The following is a 26,064-nucleotide window of genomic DNA, read 5'->3' on the forward strand; positions in this document are numbered from 1 at the left end:
GTTTGGCGGCGGGGCGCCGATCTCAGGCGGTGAGTGTTTCCCACCATCCCTGCCCCTCCGGAGTTACTGGCATGAAGATCGCATCCGTCCTGACCCTGTCCCTCGTCGCCGCCGGCGCCGCCCTGATGATGCCCACGCCGGCCAGCAGCCAGTCGCAGATCGACAATGCGATCCCCGCCGACATGGCCGCGCGCTTCACCGGCAAGGCCGGCACCGTCTGCGGAAAGGTGGGCAAGGCCCGCTTCGCCGAGAACACCGAAGGCACCCCGACTTTCCTGTACATGGGCGGCAACTTCCCGCGCCACACGTTCACTGCCCGCATTCCGGGCGACGCCCGCGCCAAGTTCAAGCCGGCGCCGGAAGAGCTGGAAGGCAAGGATGTCTGCGTGATCGGCAACATCGAGCGCGACCAGTCGCGTGCCGAGATCGTGGTGAGCTCGCCGTCGAACCTGAAGCTGGCGACGATCCGCTGATCCGCTTCACGGGCAGGGCCGCGCGCCCTGCCCCGCCCTGGTTGCCAATGAGAGCGGCGCGGCGCGCGCCCCGGTAAAGGAAAGAATCCCCATGCAGCGGATCAAGAACCTCAAACTGACGACGAAGATGATGCTGGCCTTCGGCGTCGTGCTGGCCCTGATGTTGGTCCAGGGCATCGCCGCGTTCGTCGGCCTGAACTCGTTGAACGGTGTCACCACCCAAGTGACGGGCAACGTCGTGCCCAGCGTCAAGGCCGCCGGCGATCTGCAGAGTCTGCTGGGCGAATACCGGACCAATTCCTATCGCCAGCACGTGCGCGCGAGCGACGCCGTCAAGGCCGAGGCAAGGAAACTTGCCGGCGAAACCGAGAAGAGGATCGAGCAGGCGAGCAAGGACTACGCCAAGCTGATCACCGACGCCGACGAGAAAAAGGCTTACGACAGCTTCGTCAAGGAATGGAAGGCGGCTCAGCAGTCCTACGCGGACGTTCAAGAGATGCTGGACCTGGGCTTGCCGGACGATGCCGTGGACACGTTCATCGGCGCGACGCGCGACCAGCACCGCAAGGCGACGGCTGCACTCTCCACGTTGATCACGGTGGTCGACAAGCAGGCCAAGACCGCCAGCACGAACGCCCACAGCACTTATACGGCCTCCAGCACGCTGATGGTCGTGATGCTGGTGGCAGGCATTGTCGGTGGCCTTGCCCTGGCCTGGTTCTTCGCCCGTGCCATCGCCAATGCGGTCGGCGAAGCCGTGCGCGTGGCCAACGATGTCTCCGCCGGCAAGCTGGACGGCAAGATCGATACCAGCCGTTCCGACGAGGTCGGCCAGTTGCTCAGCGCCATGCAGCGCATGCAGACGCAGGTGCAGTCGGTCATCGCCGCACAGAGCGAAATGGCCGCACGCCACGACGAAGGCCAGATCAGCTACAGGATGGACGACAGCGCGTTCCCGGGCGAATACGGCCGCATGGTGCGCGACACCAACGCGCTGGTCGCCTCGCACCTGCAGGCCATCGGCGACGCGCTGAAGATCATGCAGCGCTACTCGGTGGGCGACCTGAGCCTGGACATGCCCAAGCTGCCCGGCGAGAAGGCCAACCTGACCGAGACGATGGACGCCACCAAGGCCAACCTCTCGGCCATCAACGGCGAGATCAAGCGCCTGGCCATGGCGGCCTCCTCCGGCGACTTCAGCCAGCGCGGCGACGTGGACAAGTACCAGTACGACTTCCGCGACATGATCGACGGCCTGAACCAGCTGATGGAAACGACCGACGGCAACCTGGCCGAAGTTTCCGAACTGCTGCAGGCCATCGCCCGCGGGGACCTCACCGCCCGCATGGAAGGCGATTTCCACGGCGTGTTCGCCACCATGCGCGACGATGCGAATGCCACCGTCGCCCAGCTGACCGACATCGTCGGCCGCATCCAGGACGCCTCCGGCTCCATCAACACCGCCGCCGGTGAAATCGCGTCGGGCAACGCGGACCTGTCGCGTCGCACCGAACAGCAGGCGGCGAACCTGGAGGAAACCGCAGCGTCCATGGAGGAACTGACCTCCACCGTGCGCCAGAACGCGGAATCGGCCCGCCAGGCCAACCAGCTCTCCATCGGCGCCGCGTCCGTCGCGTCGCAGGGCGGCGAGGTGGTCGGCAAGGTCGTCACCACGATGCGCGACATCGAGCAGTCCTCGAAGAAGATTGCCGACATCATCTCGGTCATCGACGGCATCGCCTTCCAGACCAACATCCTGGCGCTCAATGCCGCCGTTGAAGCGGCGCGTGCCGGCGAACAGGGCCGCGGTTTCGCGGTCGTGGCGAGCGAAGTACGCACGCTCGCCCAGCGCTCGGCCAATGCGGCCAAGGAGATCAAGGGCCTGATCGAGACGTCCGTGGACAAGGTCGCCGACGGTTCCAAGCTGGTGAACCAGGCGGGCGCGACGATGGGCGAGATCGTCGCCAGCGTGCAGCGCGTGACCGACATCATGGCCGAGATCTCGGCGGCCTCGCAGGAGCAGTCGGCGGGCATCGAGCAGGTCAACCAGACGATCACCCAGATGGACGAGACCACCCAGCAGAACGCCGCGCTGGTGGAGGAAGCCTCGGCCGCCGCCCGCTCGATGGAAGAGCAGGCGCAGTCGCTCAGCGAGTCCGTCTCGGTGTTCAAGCTGCATGCCCACTCCGCACCCGTGGCCGCCGCCAAGCCGGCCAAGGCCGCGGCCGCCCCGACCGCCGCAACGCCGAAGCCGGTCGCCCGCACCGCCTCGACGGTGCTGGAGCCCGCCCTTGCCGACGGTGACGACTGGCAGGAATTCTGAGGCACGCGGTTTGCATCGTCCCGGTCGCGCGCCGGGGCCCGTCCACAGGACGGACCCCGGCGGCATGACCGCCAGTACCCCGCTCTTGCGAGACCTCCATGTCCGTCAGTACCCGCCCCCTTGCTCCGGCTACCTCGACCCGACGGACCTCCGCCCCGCCCCCTCGCGACGACGCCGCCGCGACCGGCGCGCGTGATTTCGAGTTCGATGACCGCGACTTCCGCCGCGTCGCCGACCTGATCCGCCAACGGGCAGGCATCGCCCTGGCCGACGGCAAGCGCGACATGGTCTACGGCCGCCTTTCGCGACGCCTGCGTGCGCTGGGCCTGCGCAGCTTCAAGGACTACCTGGACCAGCTGGAACGGGACGGCGGCGACGAGTGGCAGGCCTTCACCAATGCGTTGACCACCAACCTGACCTCGTTCTTCCGCGAACCGCACCATTTCGAGCGCCTGCAGGAAGAACTCGCCAAGCGGCGCAACGACGGAGCGCTGAAGATCTGGTCCTGCGCCGCCTCCACCGGTGAGGAGCCCTACTCCATCGCCATTTCGGCCTGCGAGGCCTACGGCACGCTGACGCCGCCGGTGCGCATCCTGGCCACCGACGTCGACACGCAGGTGCTGGCCACCGGCGAACGCGGCGTGTATCCGATCGAACGCATCGCCGGCCTGGACGACGCGCTGAAGCGGCGTTACTTCCAGCGCGGCAGCGGCCCCAACGAGGGCAAGTGCCGCGTGCATCCGGCGTTGCGCCAGATGATCGACTTCCGTCCGCTCAACCTGCTGGCGCCACGCTACGACGTGGCGGGCCCGTTCGTGGCGATGTTCTGCCGCAACGTGATGATCTACTTCGACAAACCGACCCAGCGCAGCATCCTCACCCGCCTCGTGCCGCACCTGGCCGACGACGGCATGCTGTACACCGGGCACTCGGAGAATTACCTGCACGCCGCGGACATCATCCAGCCCTGCGGGCGCACGCTGTACCGGCGCGCCGGGGCCGCCGCATGAGCGCCGCCGCGGCCGCCTTCGCCGATGGCAGCGTGATGCGCTACCACGACATCCGCTTCAAGACCGATGCCGCCAAGCTGCTGCCCACGCAGTACCTGGTGGTGAACGATCACACCGCGCTGGTCACCGTGCTGGGCTCGTGCGTGGCCGCCTGCATCCGCGATCCGCTGCTGAAACTCGGCGGCATGAACCATTTCCTGCTGCCGGACGGCAACGTCGGCGACGGCGCACCCGCGCGCTATGGCAGCTACGCGATGGAACTGCTGATCAACGACCTGCTCAAGCGCGGCGCCGCGCGCAGCCGCCTGCAGGCCAAGGTGTTCGGGGGCGCCAACGTGCTGAAGGGCTTCACGAGCAATCCGGTCGGTACCCGCAACGCCGAATTCGTGCGCCGTTACCTCGATGCCGAGCGCATCCCGGTGGTGGCGGAAGACCTGCGGGGCATCCATCCGCGCAAGGTCTGGTACTTCGCCGACAGCGGCCGCGCGGTGGTGCAGCGCCTGCCGCACGCCCACGATGCCGAAGTGCTGGCCGCCGAATCCGCCGCGCGCGCGCGCCTGTCCAGGGCGCCCGTCACCGGGGGCGTGGAGCTGTTCTGATGAGTACGAATCCTTGCCGCGTGCTGATCGTCGACGACTCGGCGGTCGTTCGCCAGATCCTGACCGAAATCCTGTCGCGCGACCCCGGCATCGAGGTCGTCGGCTCCGCCGCGGACCCGCTGCTGGCGCGCGACAAGATCAAGCGGCTCAATCCCGACGTGATGACGCTCGACGTGGAAATGCCGCGCATGGACGGCCTGGCGTTCCTGGAGAACGTCATGCGCCTGCGGCCCATGCCGGTGGTGATGATCTCCTCGCTGACCGAGCGCGGCGCCGATACCACGCTGCAGGCGCTGTCGCTGGGCGCGGTGGACTTCGTTTCCAAGCCGAAGCTCGATGTCGCCAGCGGACTGCAGGCGTATTCCGACGAGATCATCGCCAAGGTCAAGACGGCGGCGAAGGCGCGCGTACGGCCCTTGGCCCGCACCGGCGCGCCACGCGTGAACCTCGATGCGGCACTGCCGGCGCCGCCGGCATTGCGCTTCCGCACCACCGACCGCCTGATCGCCATCGGCGCCTCCGCCGGCGGCACCGAAGCGCTGCGCGTGGTGCTGGAACAGATGCCCGCCGACGCGCCCGCGATCGTGCTGACCCAGCACATCCCCGCGGGCTTCAGCCGCGCCTTCGCCGAACGCCTTGACCGCCATTCGGCAATGGCCGTGCGCGAAGCCAGCGACGGCGAAGCGATCCTGCCCGGCCACGCCTATCTGCCCCCGGGCGGCCAGCACATGCGGATCATCCGCGACGGTGCGCGCTGGCGCGCCCGCATCGACGACGGCCCCGCCGTCAACCGCCACAAGCCGGCGGTCGACGTACTGTTCCGCTCGGTGGCGCAGAGCGCGGGGGGCAATGCGGTCGGCGCCATCCTGACCGGCATGGGCGACGACGGCGCCCGCGGCCTGCTGGAGATGAGCCAGGCCGGTGCGCCGACCCTGGTGCAGGACGAAGCCACCAGCGTGGTCTGGGGCATGCCCGGAGCCGCGATGCGCCTGGGCGCGGCCAAGGAGGCGCTGCCGCTGGAACGCATCGCCCAACGCCTGCTCGACCTGGCGGCGGCGATTGCCTGAGCGTGCGGCATCGCCGCTGCGAGCCTGATGTGGGAGCGACGTAAGTCGCGATGACGCGACGGCGATGCCTGAACGAAGAGCATCGCGACTTACGTCGCTCCCACAACCGCCGGTCGCACAAGCGGCAATGGCGGTCACAGATCGCCCGCCACAGCAAAACCGCGCGATTTCCCGCCTAAAGAGCCGTTCCCCACGGCCGATACTCATCAGTGAGCTTCATCAGAGAGCACCCATGTACTCGCGCATCCTGGTTCGTCTTGCGGCACCCCTTCTCCTGACCCTGCTGTTCCCGCTGTCGGTCGGCTTCGACTGGCCCAACGCCGTGCAGTGGGCGTTGCTGACGTCGCTGACGCTGGCCTGGCTGATCTTCGCCTGGCTGACGGCCGTCAATTCGCACCAGATCTCCCCTGAGCATGCCAGCGTGGTGCGTGAACAGGATGCGCTGCTGACCGAGCTGCGCCGCTTCGTGAACAACGAGATCGAAGGCTCGCGCAGCGAGATCGACCGCGCACGGGAACTGATCCGCGAGGCGGTCAGCAACCTCGGCGGCAGCTTCGACGCGATGAACCGCAAGTCGCGCGAACAGAGTGCGGCCATCTCCCGGATCATCGACCGCAACGGCGACGGCGACCGTGCCGGCGTGGACGTGGCGCGCTTCGCCCAGAACGCCAGCCAGCGCATGGAACAGCTGGTCGAGGCGCTGGAACAGGTCGCCGGCCAGAGCGGCACCACGGTGCACCACATCGACGACATGGCGCAGCACCTGGATGGCATCTTCTCGCTGCTGGAAGACGTCAAGTCGATCGCCGACCAGACCAACCTGCTGGCACTGAACGCCGCCATCGAAGCCGCGCGCGCCGGCGAAGCCGGTCGTGGCTTCGCGGTGGTCGCCGACGAGGTGCGCAACCTGTCGGAGCGCTCCACCGCCTTCAACGAGCAGATCCGCAAGCTGGCGCACAGCTCGAAGGAATCCATTGCCAAGGTCCGCGACACCGTGTCGAACATGGCCTCGCGCGACCTGGACCGCTCGCGTGAAGCCCGCTCCGAAGCCGCCGGCATGCTCAACCAGGTTGCGGCGATCAACGCCTCGCTGGGCGACGGCATGCGCGAAGTCTCGATGTGCGGCCACGCCATCGACGCCAGCGTCGCCGATGCCGTCCGCTCGCTGCAGTTCGAGGACATCGCCACGCAGTCGCTGGGCAGTGCGCAGACCCACCTGGACCGCCTGACCGCGATCAACAAGGAAGCGCTGGCCCTGCAGGAACTGCTGCACCGTACCGGCGGCGCGACGGACAACGAACTGCTCAGCGCGCTGCGCCTGATCGGCAACCGCCTGCGCGACCAGCGCACCGAATGGGAACGTCCGCCGCACAAGCCGGTGGCCCAGCAGAACATGGGCGCGGGCACGGTCGAGCTGTTCTGACCCCCGCCACCGGATGACACGCACGGGGCGGCCAGCGATGGCCGCCCCGCTGCATTCAGGGCCGCTCCGCCATGCCACGGCGGCACGACTGGCATACTGCCGCCGTTCCCGCCCGCGCCGCGCCCATGCCGCCTTCTCCCGACGACCTGCTGTTGCAGCTTTTCCACCTGCAGGAAGCCGACCGCCACCGGGTCGGGCGCGCCCTGCACAACCAGGTCGGCCAGGCCTTGTCGGCGATCCGCATGGGAGCGCACCTGGTGCAGTCGGAGGATGACGCGGAGATCCGCCAGGAGGACCTGCGCGAGATCATCCGCGCAAGCGATGAGGCGGTCGCCCTCGTGCGCGACCTGCATGCCACGCTGCATCCGCCGCAACTCGATTCGATCGGGCTCGACGCCGCATTGCGGGCCGAGTACGAACGCCTGTTCCCCGGCAGCACGTTGACACTCGCATCCTTGCCCCACGCACCCGGCGCCGACCGTGCCCTGGTCGCGTTCCGCATCGTCCAGACCATCGCCCGGGAAGTGGCCCACGCGGGCGGCCGCATCATCCTCGCGCTCAACGGCGATCCCGATCCCCGCGGCGGCTTCACCGTGGACATGCAGGTGCAGGCCGACGTGGATGCGCGGCCGCTGCTGCAGGCGCTGGCGAACGCGGCGGGGGGCGAACTGGTCGTCGTCCCGGACGCGCCATGGCGACTTCGCCTACCCTATGGGTCCCTGCCCGCCACATCCGCCGATCCCGCGTGAACTCCGAGCACGCCCACCTGCCCCGCCTGCCGCGCCTGGGGGCCGGCGAACCCGACCTGCTGCGCATGGTCGAGGCCGCCACCCACGACGGCACGCCGTTGATGCTGCTGTACGTCGACATCGACCACTTCCGCTCGATCAACGAGAACATGGGCGTGGAAGTCGGCGACGAAGCCCTGGCGATCCTCAGCGACCGCCTGCAGCAGGCCTTGGGGACCGAGGCGCGCGCCTGGCGCCATGGCAGCGACGAGTTCATCGTGGCCGTGCCGCGCTCGCCCGGCACCCTGCCGCCCGAACGCTTCGGCGAGCTGCTGCGCGAGCAGATCGAGCTGCCGATGACGGTGCTGCCGTACACGCTGTTCCTGACCGGCACGCTGGGCATCGCCTTGTGTCCCGAACATGCCGACACGCCGTCTGGCCTGCTGCAATGCGCCGAGAGCGCGATGGAACAGGCCAAGCACGAAGGCATGAACCTGGTGCGCCTGTACCGGCGCGGCGCGGCGATCACCGCACGCAGCGACAGCATCATCGCGCGGCAGATCGTCAATGCCATCCACCACAACGAACTGCGCCTGTTCTACCAGCCGCAGATCAATGCCCACGACGGACGCGTGGTCGGCATGGAGACGCTGCTGCGCTGGTACTCGCCGGCCCTTGGCCTGCTGGTGCCCGAGCGCTTCATGCACGTGGCCGAAAAGCTGGGCGTCATCGTCCAGATCGGCGACTGGGTGCTGCGCAACGCCTTCAAGCAGGCGCGCGTCTGGCGCGACTGGGGCTTCGACGACTTCGAGATCGCGGTCAACGTGTCCACGCTGCAACTGCTGCGCCCCAGCTTCGTGCCCGAAGTCCTGGAGGCCATGCAGGAGGCCGGCATCCCGCCGCAGATGGTGGTCCTGGAGGTGCGCCAGAATGCGCTCGCCAAGGACATGAACCTGGTCCACCGCACGCTGGCGCAGCTGCACCGCGAAGGCGTGCGGCTGACGCTGGACGACTTCGGCATGGGCGACTCGAACCTGGATTCGCTGGTCCGCTTTTCGGTGGACAAGATCAAGATCGACCGCAACTTCGTGAAGGGCGTGCCCTCGGGCAACCGCGAGGTCGCCATCACCTGCGCCATCATCGCGATGGGCCACCAGCTGGGCATGAAAGTCATCGCGCACGGCGTGGAAACCGATACGCAGCTGGGCTTCCTGCGCAGGAACCAGTGCGACATGTTCCAGGGCCACCTGTTCGGCGAGCCGATGTCGGCCGAGGATGCCGGCGCGGTGCTGCGCCGCCGCTACCTGCGCGCCGATGCCTTCGCCGCCACCAAGCCCGACCGCACCCTGCTGCTTCTCGACGACGAAGAGAACATCCTGCGCTCGCTGGTGCGCCTGTTCCGTCGCGATGGCTACCGCATCCTGGCCGCCAGCAACGTCACCGACGCGTTCGAGCTGCTGGCCACCAACGACGTGCAAGTCATCCTGTCCGACCAGCGCATGTCGGACATGAGCGGCACCGAGTTCCTCGGCCGCGTGCGCGTGCTCTACCCTGACACGATCCGGCTGGTGCTGTCCGGCTACACCGACCTGGCGACCGTCACCGAGGCGATCAACCGCGGCGAGATCTACCGCTTCCTGACCAAGCCGTGGAACGATGACGACCTGCGCGAACACATCCGCCAGGCATTCACCACGCACGAGAACCAGCCGCACCATCGTGCGCACGCCTGACGCCGACGACGCGCCGGGTCGCTGGTGCGTGTACCTGCTCGAGTGTCGCAGCGGCGCGTATTACGCCGGCATCACCAACCGCCTCGACGCACGCTACGCCGCGCATGTCGCCGGGACCGGCGCGAAGTACACGCGTGCGAATCCTCCCGTGCAGCTGCTGGCCAGCCGCGCGTATCCCGACCGCAGTGCGGCATCGCGTGCGGAAGCGCACCTCAAACGGTTGCCGCGGGCGAAGAAGCTGGCGTTCTTCGAGTCCTGACACACCCCCTCTCCCTGCGAAGCGGGGAGAGGGTGCCGGAGGCGGGTGAGGGGCGAACGAAGACCAAGAGCCGGGACATGCGGCGCCATCGCAACAATCGCAATGTATGCCGCGAGGTTTATTCCTGCGCTCGCCCCTCATCCGCCCTTCGGGCACCTTCTCCCCGCCGAGCGGGGAGAAGGAAGTGATGTCACGCCGCGTCGAGACTCGGCTGCCGGATCGGCAGCACGATGCGGAAGCAGGCGCCGGCGCCCGGCACGTTGCGCGCTTCGATGCGCCCGTTGTGCTTCTTCACGATCCCGTAGGAAATCGACAGGCCCAGCCCGGTGCCGCTGCCGACCGGCTTGGTGGTGAAGAACGGATCGAAGATGCGCTGCAGGATCTCGTCGGGGATGCCGTGTCCGCTGTCCTGGATCTCGATCCACACCTCGTCGCCCTCCACCCCGGTGGCCACGGTGATCGTGCCGCGTTCGTCGATGGCATGGCTGGCGTTGAGCAGGATGTTCATGAACACCTGGTTCAACTCGGAGGGGCGGCACTGCACCAGCGGCAGCTTGCCGTACTGCTTTTCCAGGGTGACCTTGTACTTCAGCTCGTTCCAGATGATGTTGATGGTGGAATCGAGGCCGGCATGCAGGTCGGCGGACTTCCAGCTGTCGTCGCGCCCGGAGTACGAAAAATCCTTGAGGTTGCGCACGATCGCGGTGACGCGCTCGATGCCTTCGCGCGACTCGGACATCAGCTGCGGCAGGTCGCCGGTGATGAAGTCGATGTCGGCGCGTGCACGCAGGTCCTCGATCTCGGGCAGCATCGTCTTCGGGTCCGGCAGGCGCAGCGCGCGCTCGTAGACTTCGATCAGCGAGAACAGGCTGTGCAGGTATTCCTGCAGCGAGCCGAGGTTCGAGTGCACGTAACCGATCGGATTGTTGATCTCGTGCGCAACGCCGGCCGCGAGTTGGCCGATGGAGGCCATCTTCTCCGACTGGACCAGCTGCTCCTGCGCACCGGCCAGCCGCACCAGCGTCTGCCGGAGCTGTGCATGGCGACGCTGCAGTTCCTGCTGGCGCGCATGCGCCTCGCTCACGTCGTGGAACACGACCATGCAGTGGCCGCCGCCCGGACTGTCGTGGAAGTACGCGCGCACCTGCAGCACCAGGCCGTCGTCGAGCGTGAGGTCGGCATTCCAGCGCCCGGTCTCGCGCGCGATGCGGATCGCGTCGGCGGGCAACAGGCGGGACAGCGCGGCCAGCACGTCGCCTTCATCGTTCACCAGCGCGCGGGCGGCTGCATTGGCGTGCAACGGACGCGCATCGCCACGGCACAGCAGGTAGCCATCGTCCATCAGTTCGGCCAGCGCCTTGAGATCGGCGAAGGACGGGATGTCGTCCACGGTGCAGGCGCCGGAAGGCGGATTCGTCAGCGGGTCTGTGGCCACGGATGGATCGGGTGGCGGCGATGATGGGGCGCCAGTATCCGGCGCGGCCGCAGGAGCGGCAAGGTGCGGTGTCGCAGTTTGCGGATCCGGCACCGGGCTCAGGCCACCGCGATCGGACGCGGGGCGGCGTTCGTCGATGTCTGGCCCTGGGCGTCGTAGGCGCCGTGGCTTTCGGTGCGGCCGAGGTGGCGCAGCGCCCAGTTCACTTCGCGACGCCGACGCGCCAGCAGGATGCCATTGGCGTGGTTCATGTCGGCGAGTTCGGCCAGGCGCTGGCGCAGTTCGTCCGGGAAGCCGTAGCCGGCGGCGGCGCCTTCCAGCGCCCGCAGCGCGTCCAGCTTGTCCTGGGTGCAGCGCACGAGCGCTTCCACGTCGTGCTCGACGATGGCGCGACGCTCCTCTTCCAGGGCCGCGGACAGTCGCTGGAGGGGGGCGTGCGTCATGGTGCTCAGCCGCCCAGCTGGTCTTCCAGGCCGAGCATGCCGTCGGCGATGGCCTCGCCGTTGATCTTGTACGTGCCGGCCTGCAGCGCTTCGCGCACGGCCTGCACGCGTGCCTCGTTGATCGCCGGGGCGGTGGACAGTTCGCGCTGCATGGCCTGCAGGCTGGTGGCCTCGCCGGTCAGGCGCAGGCTGTCGCCTGCCGCGCTGGCTTCCACGGGGCTGGAACGGTCGGCGCCCGCCGGGGCGACACGGCCACCCAAGGGGCCTGTGCTGCGGATGGCGGCAGGGGGAGTGCCTTCGATTTTCTGGTTCATGTCAGTCACCTGTAACAGGGTTCAAAGGAGTTATCGGCCGCCACCCGGTCGACTTTAGTGACGGATCGCACAATTCCGAGGAAGGCCCGTTTTCTGCCCGATGTCCTTCCACCCAGCGTCGGTATCGGCACCCCGCGGGACATCTTGAGGGCCGATCGCGAATTATTTTCATCGACTCACCCAGACGTCGCCGCCCGGCCCGACCACACCCTGCACCACGCGGCGCGAGGACAGGTTTTCGACGGTCACCCGCTCGTTCTCGCCTGCATCGGCCAATGCCTTGCCGGCGACGCGGACTTCCACGCCCCCGCGCCGGGACACCAGCGCCACATTGTCGCCGCGCCGGACCAGGCGCTGCGCGACCAGGTCGGTCGACGCCAGCACCGTCCCGGCAGAAAGCATGCGTCGCGCGACCCGGCCCACCGCCTGCGCCGGATCGGCGACAGCCGCCCCGACGACGCGGGAAGCATCGCGGCGCTCGGCGACGAAGGCATCGGCGGTGATGGTCTCGCCTGGCGCCACGCCACGCGCCAGCACCAGCACGGTCTGGCTGCGGCGCACGCGCACGGGCACGAACAGGCGCCAGCCGGCATCCTGCGGGCAACTGACTTCCACGTTGTTGCTGCCCTGGATGCGCGCCACCAGCGCGGCACCGCAGCGCGGCAGGCGCAGGGCGGGATCGAGCGTGGCCTCGGCTTCGCTGCCCGCAGGCAAGGCGCCGAGGGCAGCGGCCTTGATGCTGTCGACCGGCTGGAAGTCCGCGGCGAGCACGGCGCATGCGGTCAGACCGCCGATCAGGGCGGTGGTCAGGCGCAGCAGCATGGGCGGGCTCCGGTGGTTCATCGGCGGGGTGGGTGCAAAGCGTGTGCCAGTTCCTGCCCCTCGCCCTGCGCAGCGGGGAGAGGGTGCCGAAGGCGGGTGAGGGGCGAACGAAGCGATGACGCGCCGGCGCTCGATCAGGCGCCGCGCCCGCCCCTCATCCGCCCTCCGGGCACCTTCTCCCCGCAGGCGGGGCGAAGGAAAGTGCAACGCCGCTCAAGCACCCCTTGGGCGTGCCGATAAGTTGTCCATGACCCAGGACCTGCTCAACCGCATCGACCAGCGCACCCGCCTGGCCGGCCACAACCGCCTCGCATTGCTGCTGTTCCGCCTGGGCGGGCGTCAGCTTTTTGGCGTCAACGTCTTCAAGGTGCAGGAAGTCCTGCGCCGCCCGCCCCTGTTCCAGCTTCCCGGACTGCCCACCGAATTCGTGGGCGTGGCCGACGTGCGCGGCCGTTCCGTCCCCGTGCTGGACCTGGGACTGAGCATCCGCCACCCCGAGCGGGACCCCAATCCCGAGAACGCGCCCAACTACCTGGTGGTCACCGAGTTCAACCGGTCCATCCAGGGGTTCCTGGTCAGCGGCGTGGAGCGCATCGTCAACATCGCGGTGGAAGACATCCATCCGCCGCCGGAACTGGGCGCGGAAAACAGCTTCCTGACCGCGGTGACGCGTTTCCAGGGCGAATTGATCCAAGTGATCGACGTGGAAAGCGTGCTGGCGGACATCTGCCAGTCGCGCATGGACGCCACGCTGGCGCCGGAGATGGCCCTGCCCGCCGGTGCCCCGCCGATGCAGGTGCTGGTGGTCGACGACTCGCGTGTCGCGCGCTCGCAGATCCGCAGCGTACTGGAGCAGTTGGGCGTCACTGCCACCCTGCTATCCGACGGGCGCCAGGCGCTGGACCACCTCTTGCAGGTGCACGCCGCCGGCGAGAACCCGGCCGAACGCTACGCCATGGTCATTTCCGACATCGAGATGCCTGCGATGGACGGCTACACGCTGACGACGGAAATCCGGCGCCATGCGGGCCTGGCCGGCCTCTACGTGCTGCTGCACACGTCCCTGTCGGGCGTGTTCAACAACGCCATGGTCGAACGCGTGGGCGCAAACGCCTTCGTGGCGAAGTACAGCCCGCACGAGCTGGCCGAGCACGTGCTGTTCCGGCTGAACCAGGTGGCGGCAGCGCAAATGGCGGCGTAAAGCGCCCCTCATCCGCCCCCGTATCGAGTATGGGGCACGCGCTTCGGGCACCTTCTCCCCGCCGCACGGGGCGAAGGAAGAGCACGTTCTGGCACACGCCTTGCAGCATCCCCGGCAACGGTCTGCCGGAGCGGTGCCATGTCCAATCCCATCTCCAACTACCTCGGTGTCCATGCGGCGGCACTGCCGCTGCGTGAGCAGCGCATGCAGCTGATCGCCAGCAACCTGTCCAACGCCGACACGCCGAACTACAAGGCGAAGGACCTGGACTTCCAGGCTGCCCTGAAGAACGCCGCCGCCAGGGCCGCGCCCTTGCGGACCACCAACGAACTGCACCTCACCCTGCAGGACGCCACCCCGCGCATGTTCGAACGCGATGGCGTGCAGCCCAGCCTGGACGGCAACACCGTCGACGCCGACACCGAGCGCGCCGCCTATGGCCGCGCGGCGCTGGAGTATCGCGCCTCGCTGAGCTTCATCGAATCCAAGGTGCGCACCATGCTCACCGCGATCACCGGCCAGTAAGGAGGCATGCCATGAGCAACCTGCCCATCTTCGACGTCGCCGGTTCCGCGCTGCAGGCGCAGTCCGTGCGCCTGAACACGATCGCCAGCAACCTGTCCAACGCCGATTCCATCGCCTCGTCCGCGGATGCGGTCTACAAGCCCATCGAGCCCGTGTTCCAGGCGCGCCCGCTGCGCGGCGACGGCTCGCTTACGTCGGTGCAGGTGAAGGAGATCAGCCAGAGCGATGCGCCACCGATCAAGCGCTATGAGCCCGGCCACCCGATGGCCGACGGCGACGGCTACGTCTACGCGCCCGATGTGGATCCGGTCTCGCAGATGGTCAACCTCATCTCGGCGTCGCGCGGCTACCAGGCCGGCGTGGAAGTGCTGAACACGGCCAAGGAACTCGCCCTGGCCACCCTGACCATGGGCCGCTGACGCCCCGCCACCGAGCGACCACGCACATGACCACCATCAATGGCGATCCGTTCGCCGCCATCAATACCGCCTCCTCGGGTGTGGCGACCACCAAGAAGGCCGACACGCTGGGCCAGGCCGATTTCATGCGCCTGATGACCGAGCAGCTGAGCCATCAGGACCCGCTGAAGCCGCTGTCCAACAGCGAATTCGTCGCGCAGCTGGCGCAGTTCTCGACCGTGCAGGGCATCAGCGAACTGAACACCACCGTCGGCGGTTTCTCCTCTGCGTTGACCGGCGACCAGGTGCTGAAGGGCGCGGCGCTGGTCGGCCATTCCGTCGTGGTGCCGTCCAGTTCGGTGGCACTGCCTGCCACCGGCAATGCCACGGGCCTGGTCATGTCCCCGGGTGCGGGCAAGGTGACGTTCGAGATCACCGATGCCAGTGGCGTGGTCGTGGACACCATCGACGTCGAATCCACCGGCAAGGGCGAAACCGCCTTCGTCTGGGATGGCGTCAAGGCCACCGGCGAACGCGCGGCGGCCGGCGCGTACTCCATCAAGGCCACGCATACCGGCAGCGATGGCACCGGCACCGCGCTCAATACGTACGTCGACGCCACCGTGGAAAGCGTGACCATCGGCTCCGACGGCCTGTACCTCAACCTGCCCGGCCTGGGCACCGCCCCGCTCGACTACGTGCTGCGCATCGGCAAGTCGGCGTCCTGACCTCACTCCCACCGCATCCAGCAAGGAGTCTTCCATGGCTTTCAACAGCTCGCTGTCCGGCATGAGGGCGGCCAATGCCGACCTCAACGTTACCTCGCACAACATCGCCAACGTCAACACCAGCGGCTTCAAGGAGTCGCGCGCGGAGTTCGCCGAGGTGTTCTCCACCACCGGTTACGGCCTGCTGCAGAACGGCATCGGCGCGGGCGTGCGGGTGACCAACGTGGCCCAGCAGTTCTCGCAGGGCGACATCAACCAGACCGGCCGCTACCTGGACCTGGCGATCGACCGCGAAGGCTTCTTCACCGTCAGCAACAACGGCACCAACGTGTATACCCGCGCCGGCAACTTCCAGCGCGACGCGAATGGCTTCGTCACCACGCCCGACGGTTACCGCCTGCAGGTGTTCCCGCCGCGCGCCGACGGCGTAGGCTTCGATACCGGCAACCTGGTCGACCTGCAGCTGCTGACCACCGATAGTGCGCCCTCGCCGACCACCAACGTGGACCTGGGCGTGACCCTGCCCGGCAATGCGTCGCAGCCGACGATCGCGCCGTTCTCGCCCACCGACAGCGCCAGCTACAACGAGACCACCTCGGTGACGGTGTACGACTCGCTCGGCGTGGCCCACCAGCAGGCCGTGTACTACGTTAAGACGGCCAACCCGAACGAGTGGCAGATGCACACCTATGTGGACGGCGCCTCCATGGGCGCACCGACCACCGTGCAGTTCGACAACAACGGCACGCTGACCGCGCCGGCCAACGGCCTGGTGACGCTGGCACCGTTCACGCCCAGCACCGGCGCCGGCGTGCTCAACATGACGATGAACATCAGCGGCACCACGCAGTACGGCGAACAGTTCGCCAAGCGCATCCAGAACCAGGACGGCTACGCCACCGGCAAGCTCAACGAGTTCAGCGTTTCGCCGGAAGGCGTGGTGTATGCGCGCTATTCCAACGGTGTGGACCGCGCCATCGGCCAGGTCGGCCTGGCCAATTTCACCAATCCGCAGGGTCTGGTGTCGCAGGGCAACAACACGTGGACGCACAGCTTCGCATCCGGTGAACCGCGTATCGGCGCGCCGGGCACGTCGGACTTCGGCCAGGTGGCCTCGGGCGCGTTGGAAGCTTCGACCGTCGACCTGACCGAGCAACTGGTCAACATGATCGTGGCGCAGCGCAACTTCCAAGCGAACTCGCAGATGCTGTCCACGCAGGACCAGATCACCCAGACCGTCATCAACATCCGTTGATGGCGGCACGGCCGACGGAGGCTGACGCATGGACAAGGCACTCTACGTCGCGATGACCGGCGCCCGCGCTTCGCTGCAGGCGCAGGGCACGGTGTCGCACAACCTCGCCAACGTGGACACGAAGGGTTTCAAGGCGGCGCTCGCCGGCACGGAAGCCTTCAAGATCCAGGGCCAGGGTTTCCCCTCGCGCGTCGATGCCGTGCTGATCGATCCCGGGTTCGACGGGCGCACCGGATCGCAGATGGTCACCGGCCGTTCGCTCGACATCTCGCTGCAGCCGAACCGCTGGATGGCCGTGCAGGCCGCCGATGGTGGCACGGCCTACACGCGCAACGGCGAGCTCAACGTCACCCCGAACGGCCAACTGGTCACCGCCGGTGGCCGCGCGGTGCTGGACGACAACGGCAATCCCATCGCGATCCCGCCTGCACAGTCGATCGACATCGGTGCGGACGGCACGGTGTCGATCATCCCGCAAGGCGAAGGCCCGCAGACGATGGCCATCGTCGGTCGCATGCGCATCGTGGAAGCCGCCCAGTCGCAGCTCGCCCGGGGCGGCGATGGCCTGATGCGTCCCTCGGATCCGCAGGCGCCGGCGTTGCCGGTAGCCAATGGCAACAGCCTGACGATGGGCGTGCTGGAAGGCAGCAACGTGGATGCGGCCGGTGCGCTGGTGCAGATGATCCAGTTGCAGCGGCAGTTCGAGATGCAGGTGAAGGTCATCCGCACGGGTGACGAGATGGCGCAGTCGTCGAATCAGCTGCTGCGGTTGGGTGGTTGATCAACAAGCACCATAAGCGCGATGCGTTCATGGTATTTGAGCGCACGACGTTCGTTCGTTGGATGCGTTCATTGGATGCGTTCACTAGCCTCAAGCATGGTGCCGCTCGCCGCGGAGGCATTCTTTCTTTGCTTGTGCAAAGAAAGAATCAAAGAAACACACCCCAGGCGGCACGCCCTGCGCTTCGCTCCGGGTCCGCGAGCGGGCCGGGAATTTTCGTATGACACATCCATGTGCCATACGAAAACGCCGTCATCCATGACGGCGCCCTTCGGGTTTTACCCGGCCCACTCGCCGTGCCTCATGGGGGCCCGAAGGCAACAGCAACGGCAAAAGCGCGCCTTGGTCAGTCAGACGCCGCCCTTGGGGCCCCTGAGGTCCGGCAGTCGCGGCGGGTAAAACCCCGCAGGGGCGCCGCACATGGATGTGCGGCGTTTTCGGCCGGGGCAGGATGCCCCGTCCGAAAATTCCTGCCGCGACTGCGAACCCGCCGCGCAGCGGCGGGCGGACCGCCGGGGGGTGTTTCTTTTGCTTACTTTTCTTTGCACAAGCAAAGAAAAGTAAGGCCCCCGCGGCGAGCGGCGCCATGCCTGACCCAAAGCCCCGCCTACGAAAGACGCACTCAACACGTTCATCATGATTGTGCGTTTCGAGTGAACGGAGGATGTGGAAAAGTCGCTGATAGCCGGGGTAGACCGGCTTCGTTGCCCCTCACCCCAACCCCTCTCCCGCAGGGAGAGGGGCTAACGCCAGGCCCCGCCGGTTTTCCGCCACGCCTACGCCGCGACCGGAACCTCCGCCCCATTTCGGCGCCAATCCCAGCGCCAGAACCACGACACCCATTCCGGCACAGGACTTGCCTGAGAGGAAGCGAGGAACCGCACCGCGCGGTTCCACCCCTTCCACCCCGCGAGGAACCACGCCATGAACCAGGCCCTCTGGGTCGCCAAGACCGGACTGGACGCGCAACAGACGCGCATGTCCGTGGTCTCCAACAACCTGGCGAACACCAACACCACCGGCTTCAAGCGCGACCGCGCCAGTTTCGAGGACCTCCTGTACCAGCAGGTCCGCCAGCCCGGCGGCTCCACCTCGTCGCAGACCCAGCTGCCCTCCGGCCTGCAACTCGGTACCGGCGTGCGCGTGGTGTCGACGTCCAAGGACTTCCAGCAGGGCAACCCGCAACAGACCGGCCGCTCCCTGGACGTGATGGTGAACGGCCGCGGCTTCTTCGAAGTGCTTCTGCCCGATGGCTCGCCGGCCTACACGCGCGACGGTTCGTTCCAGATCAACGCACAGGGCGAACTGGTCACCAACAGCGGCTATCCGGTGCAACCCGGCATCCAGGTGCCGGAAGGCGCGCAGTCGATGACCATCGGCAATGACGGCACCGTCAGCGTGACCATGGCGGGCCAGGCGCAGGCGCTGGAGATCGGCTCGCTGACGCTGACCGATTTCGTCAATCCGTCGGGCCTGCAGGCCAAGGGCGAGAACCTCTACGTCGAGACCACCGCCTCCGGCCCCGCGCAGAACGGCACGCCCGGCCTCAACGGGCTGGGCAGTCTGGTGCAGGGTTCGCTGGAAGGCTCCAACGTCAACGTGGTGGAAGAGCTGGTGAGCATGATCGAGACCCAGCGCGCCTACGAGATGAACGCCAAGGCCATCTCCACCACCGACTCGATGCTCGGCTACCTCAACAACAACGTCTGACGCCTCACTCCACCGTCACGCCACGAGACACGCCATGAAGCGCACCACGTCCGCCACCACCCTTGCCTGCGCGCTCATGCTGCTGCCGGGCTGTGCACGCTACTACGGCGACGTGCGCCCGTACGCACCGATGCAGCCCATCCAGCCGATCGTCGCCGCGCAGTCGCCGGCGACCGCGGGTTCCATCTACCGCGCCGGCCCCGGGCTGAATCTCTACGCGGACCGCCGCGCGCGCGACGTCGGCGACCTGCTGACGATCAACCTGGTGGAGAACACCACCGCGCAGACGTCGGCCACCACCTCGGTCGACAAGCAGAGCGAAATCGCCATCGCGGCCCCGAACATCGCCGGTGCGCCGGTCACGTACAACGGCCGCGACATCCTGAGCGCTTCGGTCAATGGCGACCGCGGCTTCAGCGGCGCCGGCAACAGCGCGCAGAGCAACAAGCTGCAGGGCAGCGTGACGGTCACCGTGATCCAGCGCCTGCCCAACGGCAACCTGGTGGTGCAGGGCCAGAAGAACATGCGCCTGAACCAGGGCGACGAGCTGGTGCAGATCCAGGGCATCGTCCGCCCCGCCGACATCAATCCGGACAACACGATCTCCTCCGGCAAGGTCGCCGACGCGCGCATCGCCTACGGCGGCCGCGGCGCGATCGCGCAGTCCAACTCGATGGGCTGGCTGGGCCGGTTCTTCAACTCCCCGATCTTCCCGAACTGAGCACCGTGATGGACGCCAACGAAGCCAACCGCGCTGCACCGGCACCCGCGAAGAAGTCGCGCCGCATCGACACCTACACGCTGCTGGGGCTGCTGGCCTGGATCGGCCTGGTGCTGATCTGCCTGGCGCCCGCTGCGCGTGCCGAGCGCATCAAGGACCTGGCCCAGGTCGGCGGCGTGCGCAGCAACCCGCTGGTCGGCTACGGCCTGGTGGTGGGCCTGGATGGCAGTGGCGACCGCACCAGCCAGGCGCCCTTCACCGTGCAGAGCCTGAAGAACATGCTCGGCGAGCTGGGCGTCAACATTCCGCCCAACGTCAATCCACAGCTGAAGAACGTGGCGGCCGTGGCCATTCACGCCGAGCTGCCCGCCTTCGCCAAGCCGGGCCAGCCGATCGACATCACCGTGTCCTCCATCGGCAACGCCACTTCGCTGCGCGGCGGCAGCCTGCTGATGGCGCCGTTGCGCGGCGCCGATGGCGAGGTCTATGCGATCGCCCAAGGCAATCTGGTGGTCGGCGGCTTCGGTGCGCAAGGCAAGGATGGCTCGCGCGTGTCGGTCAACGTGCCCAGCGTGGGTCGCATCCCGAACGGCGCCACCGTCGAGCGTGCGATCCCCAATGCACTGGACAGTGGCGAAGGCACCATCACGCTGAACCTGCACCGCGCCGATTTCACCACGGTGTCGCGCATGGTCGCGGCGCTGGAACAGAACTTCGGCGCCGGCAATGCCTACGCGCTGGATGCGGTCACGGTCGCGGTGCGCGCACCGGCCGAGATCTCGCGGCGGGTGAATTTCCTCGCCCAGATCGAGAACCTGGAACTCACCCCCGGCAGCGCGCCGGCCAAGGTCATCGTCAACGCGCGCACCGGCACTGTGGTGATCGGCGCGCAGGTGCAGGTGATGCCGGCGGCGGTCACCCACGGCTCGCTGACGGTGACGATCACCGAATCGGCGAACGTCAGCCAGCCGAACGAATTCTCCCGGGGTGGCACCACTGTGGTGACCCCGCAGTCCAGCGTGTCCGTCAGCCAGGAAGGCAACCGCATGTTCAAGTTCGAAGGCGGCACCTCGCTGGACGAGATCGTCCGCGCGGTCAACGAAGTCGGTGCCGCACCCGGCGACCTGATCGCGATCCTGGAAGCCCTGAAGCAGGCCGGCGCCTTGCGCGCGGAGCTCGAGGTGATCTGACATGGCCAGCATGCCCATCGGAACGCTGAATCCTTCCCTGCCGCTGGCCGATGCCGGCGGCAAGCCGGACAACGCGCGCATCCACGACGTCGCGCGCAAGCTGGAAGGCCAGTTCGCGCAGATGATGATCAAGTGCATGCGCGAGGCCGGCTTCGGTGATTCTCTGTTTCCCGGCGAAAACCAGATATTCCGCGACATGTACGACCAGCAGATCGCCAAGGCAATGAGCGAAGGGCGCGGTTTGGGCCTGGCGCCGATGATCGCGCGGCAGCTGGGCGCGACCGACAGCACCACGCCCGCGGTTCCCGCCACCACGGCGCTGTCCGCGTACAAGCGCCTGCTGCCGGGCAACGAAGCCGATTCCATGTTGGACGCCATCGCAGGCCGCGGCATCGGCAGCAGCGCCGTGCGCCACGACCCCGGCATGCCGGGCACGATCACGCTGGACACCATCACCGTCCGTCCTGACGCCGCCTGCGATGAGGTGGAACAGGTCGCGTCGGCCGATCCGTCGAAGTACGCGCGTAATACGCCCGAGCGCTTCGTCGCCGAGATCTGGGACCACGCCAAGCAGGCGGCGAAGGAGCTGGGCGTCGACCCGCGCGCGCTGGTCGCCCAGGCTGCGCTGGAAACCGGCTGGGGCAAGCGGCAGATCAAGACCGGCGATGGCGACAGCGCGCACAATCTGTTCGGCATCAAGGCGACGGGCTGGAAGGGCGAGCGCGCCCGCACCGCCACGCACGAATACAGCAATGGCGTGAAGCACAGCGAGACCGCGGACTTCCGCGCGTACGCGTCGCCCGCGGAAAGCTTCGCCGACTACGTGCGACTGCTCAAGAACAATCCGCGCTACCAGCAGGCACTGGCGGCCGGCAAGGACATTGCGGGCTTCGCCCGCGGCCTGCAGCGCGCCGGCTACGCCACCGACCCGACGTATGCCAACAAGATCGCCTCGATCGCCAACGGTCCGACACTCGGAAAAGTGCTGTCGGCCATCGGCGACAGCGTCGGCGGCAAGGTCGGCGGATTCGTCGGCAATGCCATCGGCAACGCATTGAAGCGCTGACCCCGGAGCACGCATGTCCAACCTTCTCGCCACCGGCAGCAGCGCCCTCCTCGCTTTCCAGCGTGCGCTGTCGACGGTCAGCCACAACGTGGCCAACATCAACACGCCCGGCTATTCGCGCCAGCGCGCCGAGTTCGAAGCGCGCGACGGCACCTACTTCGGCCAGGGCTACCAGGGCAACGGCGTGCAGATCGTCGACATCCGCCGCATGGCGGACTCGCTGGCGACCTCGCGCCTGCTCGACAGCGGCGGCGAACTGTCGCGCCTGCAGCAGCTGTCGGTGCTGTCCACGCGCCTGGACCAGCTGTTCTCCGAAAAGGCGACGGGCATCAGCGCGCCGTGGTCCAGCTTCTTCGATTCGGTGAGCGCGCTGTCGTCCAACGCGGCCGGCTCGGCCGACCGCGAAAGCGTGCTGGCGCAGGCGAACGCGCTGGTCACGCGCTTCCGGCAGATCGACCAGCACCTGGACGGGCTGGATACCGAGGTCAATGCCGGACTCACCGCCGCCACCGGTGAAGTCAACCGGCTGGCGAAGGAGATCGCCCAGCTCAACGGGCAGATCGGCGGCAACACCCATCCTTCCGGCGACCTGCTGGACCGCCGCGACCAGTTGATCAGCGAACTGGTGGCCTTCACCGGCGGCAACGCGGTGACGCAGGACGGCGGGCTGGTCAACGTGTTCAGCGCCGGTGGACAACCCCTGGTCGTCGGCGCTACCGCCAGCCGGCTCGTCACCGTGCCCGACGCGTACCGCCCCGAGCGGCTGCAGGTGGCGCTGGAAACGAACAGCCAGCGCATCACGCTCGACAAGCGCGCGATGGGCGGACAGATCGGCGGCCTGATCGAGTTCCGCACCACGGTGCTGGACCCGGCGGTCGCCGAGCTTGGGCGCGTCGCCACGTCGCTGGCCGATACGTTCAATGCCGGCCACCGCGCGGGCATGGACCAGTATGGACAGCTGGGCGCCGACTTCTTCAGCCTGCCCGCGCCACGCATTTCGTCGAACGCCGGCAACACCGGCACCGCCGTGCTGCAGACGGCCGTGGGCAGCGTCTCGGCACTCAATTCGCAGAACGTGCTGCTGCGCTTCGACGGCAGCGCATGGGTGGCGACGCATCCCGACACCGGTGCCGCCATCGCAACGACCGGCACGGGCACGGCGGCCGATCCGCTGGTGGTGAACGGCGTGGAGGTCGTGCTCGCGTCCGGCACCCCGGCCGCCAACGATCGCTTCCTGCTGCAACCCACCGCGGGCGCCGCCGGCAACCTGGGCGTCGCGATCACGGATCCCGGCCGCATCGCCGCGGCCACGCCGGTCAAGGCCACGACGGACATGGCCAACACCGGCAGCGGCAAGCTGAGCGGCCTGAAAGTGCTGGACGCCAGCCATGCGGGCCTGCTGGCGCCGGTCGACATCGACTTCCTCGATGCCACCAACTACACCATCAATGGCGCCGGCCCGTTCGTCTACACCCCCGGACAGACCATTGCGTCGAACGGCTGGAGCCTGGTGCTGGACGGCGCACCCGCCGCCGGCGACCGCTTCAGCGTGGGCCCGACCGGCGCCAATTCCAGCGACAACGGCAACGCCCGGCTGCTGTCGAACCTGGACGACGCGCGCGCGCTCAACGGCGGCACGCTGACGCTCAATGGCGCCATCGGCGGGTTGACCACGCAGGTCGGTTCGGCGGCGCGACAGGCGGATTACTCCGCCCAGGCGCAGCAGGTCATCCACGACCAGGCGCAGGCCGCGCGCGATGCGATTTCCGGCGTCAACCTGGATGAAGAAGCCGCCGACCTGATGCGCCTGCAGCAGGCGTACCAGGCGGCGTCGCAGATCATCGCGACCGCCGACACCCTGTTCCAATCGCTGCTGAGCGCCACACGCCGATGAACAATCGCATCTCCACCGGAATGATGTACCAGCAGTCGATCTCCACGATGCTGGCCAAGCAGGCGAAACTGGCGCACACGCAACAGCAGCTCGCCAGCGGGCAACGCCTGGTGACCGCCAAGGACGATCCGGTCGCTGCGGGTACCGCGGTCGGCCTGGACCGGGCCGTCGCCGAACTCGAACGCTTCGGCATGAACGCCAACGCGGTGCAGAACCGCCTCGGCCTGCAGGAGAACGCACTCACCCGCGTGGGCGAAGCGATGGCGCGCGTGCAGGAGCTGGCGATCCAGGCCAACAACGCGGCGATGGGCGACGACAGCCGCCACGCCATCAGCACCGAGCTGAAGGCGATCTATGCCGGCCTGCTGGACCTGGCCAACAGCACCGACGGTGCCGGCCGCTACCTGTTCGGCGGCACCAGCGACGGCAGCACGCCCTTCGCCATCGCCGGCGGCAGCGTGATCTACAGCGGCGACCAGACGCAGCGCCAGGTGGAAGTGGCGCCGGACATGTTCGTCGCCGACACCCTGCCCGGCAGCGAGGTCTTCCTGCGCCTGCGCACCGGCGACGGCCGCATCGACGGACGGGCCGCTCCGGGCAACACGGGTACGGGCCTGCTGATGGATTTCAGCGTCACCGATTCCACCCTCTGGTCGGGCGGCAGTTACACGCTTTCGTTCGGCGCCGGCAACACGTACCAGGTGCTGGATGCAGGCGGCAATGCGGTCACGACCGGCACCTACGCCAAGGGCGAGAGCATTGCCTTCGCCGGCGTGCAGATGAAGATCGATGGTCAGCCCGCCAACGGCGACAGCTTCACCCTGGGCCCCTCGGGCAGCCGCGACATCTTCGCCACCGTGCAGGGACTGATCGACACGCTGGACGCCAACCCCACCACGGACGCGCAGCGCGCCGCGATGCAGAACAACCTGCAGGCCGCCATGCGCGATGTCGGGACCGCGCAGGGAAAGATGATCGATGCCCGCGCCAGCGGCGGCGCGCAATTGTCCGCCATCGAGGATGCGGCCGCCCTGCGCGAAGCCAACAACGTCACCCTGCAGGGCACCCTGTCCACCCTGCGCGACCTGGACTGGGCCGAGGCCATCGGCCGCTACCAGATGGAGAACACCGCGTTGCAAGCCGCGCAGACGGTCTTCATGCAGATGCAGCAGCTGTCGCTGTTCAAGCTGATGGGCTGACCGGCCTCTCCTTTTCATGCAGTCCTTCCCCTCACGCCGCGATGCCCTCGCGGCGTTTTTTTTCGGGCAGCCTGTTGTGGGAGCGACGTAAGTCGCGATGAAGCTTTACAGGTGACCCTTCGCGACTCACGTCGCTCCCACACCTGCCAAGCCACCTGTTCCCACAGGGGACGAAGGCCTCACCCGGAACACCACGCTGATCCGCGGCCCCTGCGAACGCCGGGTCTTCGGAATGCCGTGCTCGTGCGTGCTCTGCGACGCATGGCTCATCGACAGGATGCTTCCCGGCGCGAGGTCCACCGCCAGCGTTTCGCGCCTGCCCTCGCGTGCGCGGATCAGCATGCGCCGCGGCGCGCCCAGCGAGACCAGGGTGATCGGATGGCCGGCGGCTACGGTATGCAGCTTGTCGCCGTGCATAGCGACGCTGTCGTGGCCGTCGCGGTAGAGGTTCATGCCGATGCGCGAATAGGGCGCAGGCGCCCTCGCCTGCACGCAGGCCAGGAGACCGGCCAGCGGAAGCTCGGGCGGCAGTGCATCCACGGCGTAGTTCGCCAGCAGGCGCGGCACGTCGACGATGCGGTCGTACATGGGGCGCTGCAGATGGATCCACGCGGCCTGTGCGTGCAGGGCCTCGAACCATGCCTGCGCCGTATCGGGATCGATCGCACCCGGCCAATAGCGGATGCCGCCCTGATCGTCATGCACGAGGCGGTGCATCGCGGGAGCGAACAGATCATCGGTGTGGGCGGTCAGCGCACGCATGGCAG

Annotated in this window: 26 protein-coding genes; 21 read left to right on the forward strand and 5 right to left on the reverse strand. The window is 67.8% G+C overall.

What is annotated here, in order from left to right:
- Window positions 1-125: 125 nt before the first annotated feature.
- The 9 genes from ACSQ19_RS18160 (at window position 126) to ACSQ19_RS18200 (ending at window position 9,615) form a co-directional block, all read left to right on the forward strand.
- A complete protein-coding gene (locus tag ACSQ19_RS18160) occupies window positions 126-473 on the forward strand; it encodes a hypothetical protein (RefSeq protein WP_436001026.1) in 348 nt (115 codons plus the stop codon).
- 91 nt (window positions 474-564) lie between these two features.
- Window positions 565-2,796: a methyl-accepting chemotaxis protein gene (locus ACSQ19_RS18165; protein ID WP_435998951.1), complete on the forward strand. Its 2,232-nt coding sequence runs from the start codon at window positions 565-567 to the stop codon at window positions 2,794-2,796.
- 98 nt (window positions 2,797-2,894) lie between these two features.
- Entirely contained in the window at window positions 2,895-3,806 is a 912-nt protein-coding gene (locus ACSQ19_RS18170; RefSeq protein WP_299343677.1) for a CheR family methyltransferase, read from the forward strand.
- A complete protein-coding gene (gene cheD / locus ACSQ19_RS18175) occupies window positions 3,803-4,405 on the forward strand; it encodes a chemoreceptor glutamine deamidase CheD (RefSeq protein ID WP_296281868.1) in 603 nt (200 codons plus the stop codon). The genes ACSQ19_RS18170 and cheD overlap by 4 nt, the downstream gene beginning before the upstream one ends.
- The gene (locus ACSQ19_RS18180; RefSeq protein ID WP_435998954.1) at window positions 4,405-5,472 is read left to right on the forward strand and encodes a protein-glutamate methylesterase/protein-glutamine glutaminase; all 1,068 of its coding nucleotides are present in this window, start codon (window positions 4,405-4,407) and stop codon (window positions 5,470-5,472) included. Before cheD ends, ACSQ19_RS18180 begins: the two co-directional genes overlap by 1 nt.
- A gap of 232 nt (window positions 5,473-5,704) precedes the next feature.
- Window positions 5,705-6,895, forward strand: a complete 1,191-nt coding sequence (locus ACSQ19_RS18185) for a methyl-accepting chemotaxis protein (RefSeq protein ID WP_296281866.1) — start codon at window positions 5,705-5,707, stop codon at window positions 6,893-6,895.
- 125 nt (window positions 6,896-7,020) lie between these two features.
- A complete protein-coding gene (locus tag ACSQ19_RS18190) occupies window positions 7,021-7,644 on the forward strand; it encodes a histidine kinase (RefSeq protein ID WP_435998956.1) in 624 nt (207 codons plus the stop codon).
- On the forward strand, window positions 7,641-9,356 hold the full coding sequence (locus tag ACSQ19_RS18195) for an EAL domain-containing protein (protein ID WP_435998958.1): 1,716 nt from the start codon (window positions 7,641-7,643) through the stop codon (window positions 9,354-9,356). Before ACSQ19_RS18190 ends, ACSQ19_RS18195 begins: the two co-directional genes overlap by 4 nt.
- Window positions 9,340-9,615 carry a GIY-YIG nuclease family protein gene (locus ACSQ19_RS18200; RefSeq protein ID WP_436001028.1) on the forward strand — a complete coding sequence of 92 codons (276 nt, stop codon included), beginning with the start codon at window positions 9,340-9,342 and terminating at the stop codon, window positions 9,613-9,615. Before ACSQ19_RS18195 ends, ACSQ19_RS18200 begins: the two co-directional genes overlap by 17 nt.
- Before the next feature lie 190 nt (window positions 9,616-9,805).
- Here ACSQ19_RS18200 and ACSQ19_RS18205 read toward each other — a convergent pair whose 3' ends face one another.
- The 4 genes from ACSQ19_RS18205 to flgA form a co-directional block, all read right to left on the reverse strand.
- The gene (locus ACSQ19_RS18205) at window positions 9,806-11,050 is read right to left on the reverse strand and encodes an ATP-binding protein (RefSeq protein ID WP_435998960.1); all 1,245 of its coding nucleotides are present in this window, start codon (window positions 11,048-11,050) and stop codon (window positions 9,806-9,808) included.
- Window positions 11,051-11,148: 98 nt separating this feature from the next.
- On the reverse strand, window positions 11,149-11,493 hold the full coding sequence (locus ACSQ19_RS18210; RefSeq protein WP_296281863.1) for a flagellar protein FlgN: 345 nt from the start codon (window positions 11,491-11,493) through the stop codon (window positions 11,149-11,151).
- Window positions 11,494-11,498: 5 nt separating this feature from the next.
- A complete protein-coding gene (gene flgM / locus ACSQ19_RS18215; RefSeq protein ID WP_435998963.1) occupies window positions 11,499-11,807 on the reverse strand; it encodes a flagellar biosynthesis anti-sigma factor FlgM in 309 nt (102 codons plus the stop codon).
- A gap of 168 nt (window positions 11,808-11,975) precedes the next feature.
- Window positions 11,976-12,623 carry a flagellar basal body P-ring formation chaperone FlgA gene (flgA, locus tag ACSQ19_RS18220; RefSeq protein WP_436001030.1) on the reverse strand — a complete coding sequence of 216 codons (648 nt, stop codon included), beginning with the start codon at window positions 12,621-12,623 and terminating at the stop codon, window positions 11,976-11,978.
- 253 nt (window positions 12,624-12,876) lie between these two features.
- Here flgA and ACSQ19_RS18225 point away from each other — a divergent pair, with 253 nt between their 5' ends.
- From ACSQ19_RS18225 to flgL, 12 genes are all read left to right on the forward strand, one after another.
- On the forward strand, window positions 12,877-13,830 hold the full coding sequence (locus ACSQ19_RS18225; protein ID WP_296281858.1) for a chemotaxis protein: 954 nt from the start codon (window positions 12,877-12,879) through the stop codon (window positions 13,828-13,830).
- Window positions 13,831-13,968: 138 nt separating this feature from the next.
- Window positions 13,969-14,355 (forward strand): flagellar basal body rod protein FlgB, encoded by a 387-nt coding sequence (flgB, locus tag ACSQ19_RS18230; protein WP_435998965.1) that lies wholly within the window; start codon window positions 13,969-13,971, stop codon window positions 14,353-14,355.
- Between the two features lie 11 nt (window positions 14,356-14,366).
- Window positions 14,367-14,774 carry a flagellar basal body rod protein FlgC gene (gene flgC / locus ACSQ19_RS18235; protein WP_296281855.1) on the forward strand — a complete coding sequence of 136 codons (408 nt, stop codon included), beginning with the start codon at window positions 14,367-14,369 and terminating at the stop codon, window positions 14,772-14,774.
- 26 nt (window positions 14,775-14,800) lie between these two features.
- The gene (locus ACSQ19_RS18240; RefSeq protein ID WP_435998968.1) at window positions 14,801-15,481 is read left to right on the forward strand and encodes a flagellar hook capping FlgD N-terminal domain-containing protein; all 681 of its coding nucleotides are present in this window, start codon (window positions 14,801-14,803) and stop codon (window positions 15,479-15,481) included.
- A 34-nt stretch (window positions 15,482-15,515) separates the two neighbouring features.
- Window positions 15,516-16,736, forward strand: coding sequence for a flagellar hook protein FlgE (gene flgE, locus ACSQ19_RS18245; RefSeq protein ID WP_299343369.1), 1,221 nt, complete (start codon window positions 15,516-15,518; stop codon window positions 16,734-16,736).
- A gap of 28 nt (window positions 16,737-16,764) precedes the next feature.
- Window positions 16,765-17,517, forward strand: coding sequence for a flagellar basal body rod protein FlgF (locus ACSQ19_RS18250; protein ID WP_435998971.1), 753 nt, complete (start codon window positions 16,765-16,767; stop codon window positions 17,515-17,517).
- Window positions 17,518-18,441: 924 nt separating this feature from the next.
- Window positions 18,442-19,227, forward strand: a complete 786-nt coding sequence (gene flgG, locus ACSQ19_RS18255; RefSeq protein ID WP_185896369.1) for a flagellar basal-body rod protein FlgG — start codon at window positions 18,442-18,444, stop codon at window positions 19,225-19,227.
- Between the two features lie 34 nt (window positions 19,228-19,261).
- Window positions 19,262-19,948: a flagellar basal body L-ring protein FlgH gene (flgH, locus tag ACSQ19_RS18260; RefSeq protein ID WP_435998973.1), complete on the forward strand. Its 687-nt coding sequence runs from the start codon at window positions 19,262-19,264 to the stop codon at window positions 19,946-19,948.
- An 8-nt stretch (window positions 19,949-19,956) separates the two neighbouring features.
- Window positions 19,957-21,138: a flagellar basal body P-ring protein FlgI gene (locus tag ACSQ19_RS18265; protein ID WP_299343365.1), complete on the forward strand. Its 1,182-nt coding sequence runs from the start codon at window positions 19,957-19,959 to the stop codon at window positions 21,136-21,138.
- A 10-nt stretch (window positions 21,139-21,148) separates the two neighbouring features.
- The gene (gene flgJ, locus ACSQ19_RS18270) at window positions 21,149-22,204 is read left to right on the forward strand and encodes a flagellar assembly peptidoglycan hydrolase FlgJ (RefSeq protein WP_436001032.1); all 1,056 of its coding nucleotides are present in this window, start codon (window positions 21,149-21,151) and stop codon (window positions 22,202-22,204) included.
- Between the two features lie 13 nt (window positions 22,205-22,217).
- Complete coding sequence (gene flgK / locus ACSQ19_RS18275) at window positions 22,218-24,098, forward strand: flagellar hook-associated protein FlgK (RefSeq protein ID WP_296281836.1); 1,881 nt, start codon at window positions 22,218-22,220, stop codon at window positions 24,096-24,098.
- Window positions 24,095-25,297 (forward strand): flagellar hook-associated protein FlgL, encoded by a 1,203-nt coding sequence (gene flgL, locus ACSQ19_RS18280; RefSeq protein ID WP_299343362.1) that lies wholly within the window; start codon window positions 24,095-24,097, stop codon window positions 25,295-25,297. Before flgK ends, flgL begins: the two co-directional genes overlap by 4 nt.
- Window positions 25,298-25,423: 126 nt before the next feature.
- Here flgL and ACSQ19_RS18285 read toward each other — a convergent pair whose 3' ends face one another.
- Complete coding sequence (locus ACSQ19_RS18285; RefSeq protein ID WP_296281833.1) at window positions 25,424-26,059, reverse strand: alpha-ketoglutarate-dependent dioxygenase AlkB; 636 nt, start codon at window positions 26,057-26,059, stop codon at window positions 25,424-25,426.
- Window positions 26,060-26,064: the final 5 nt, after the last annotated feature.

This window comes from Pseudoxanthomonas sp. LjRoot127, assembly GCF_964253495.1.
Lineage (GTDB): Bacteria > Pseudomonadota > Gammaproteobacteria > Xanthomonadales > Xanthomonadaceae > Pseudoxanthomonas_A.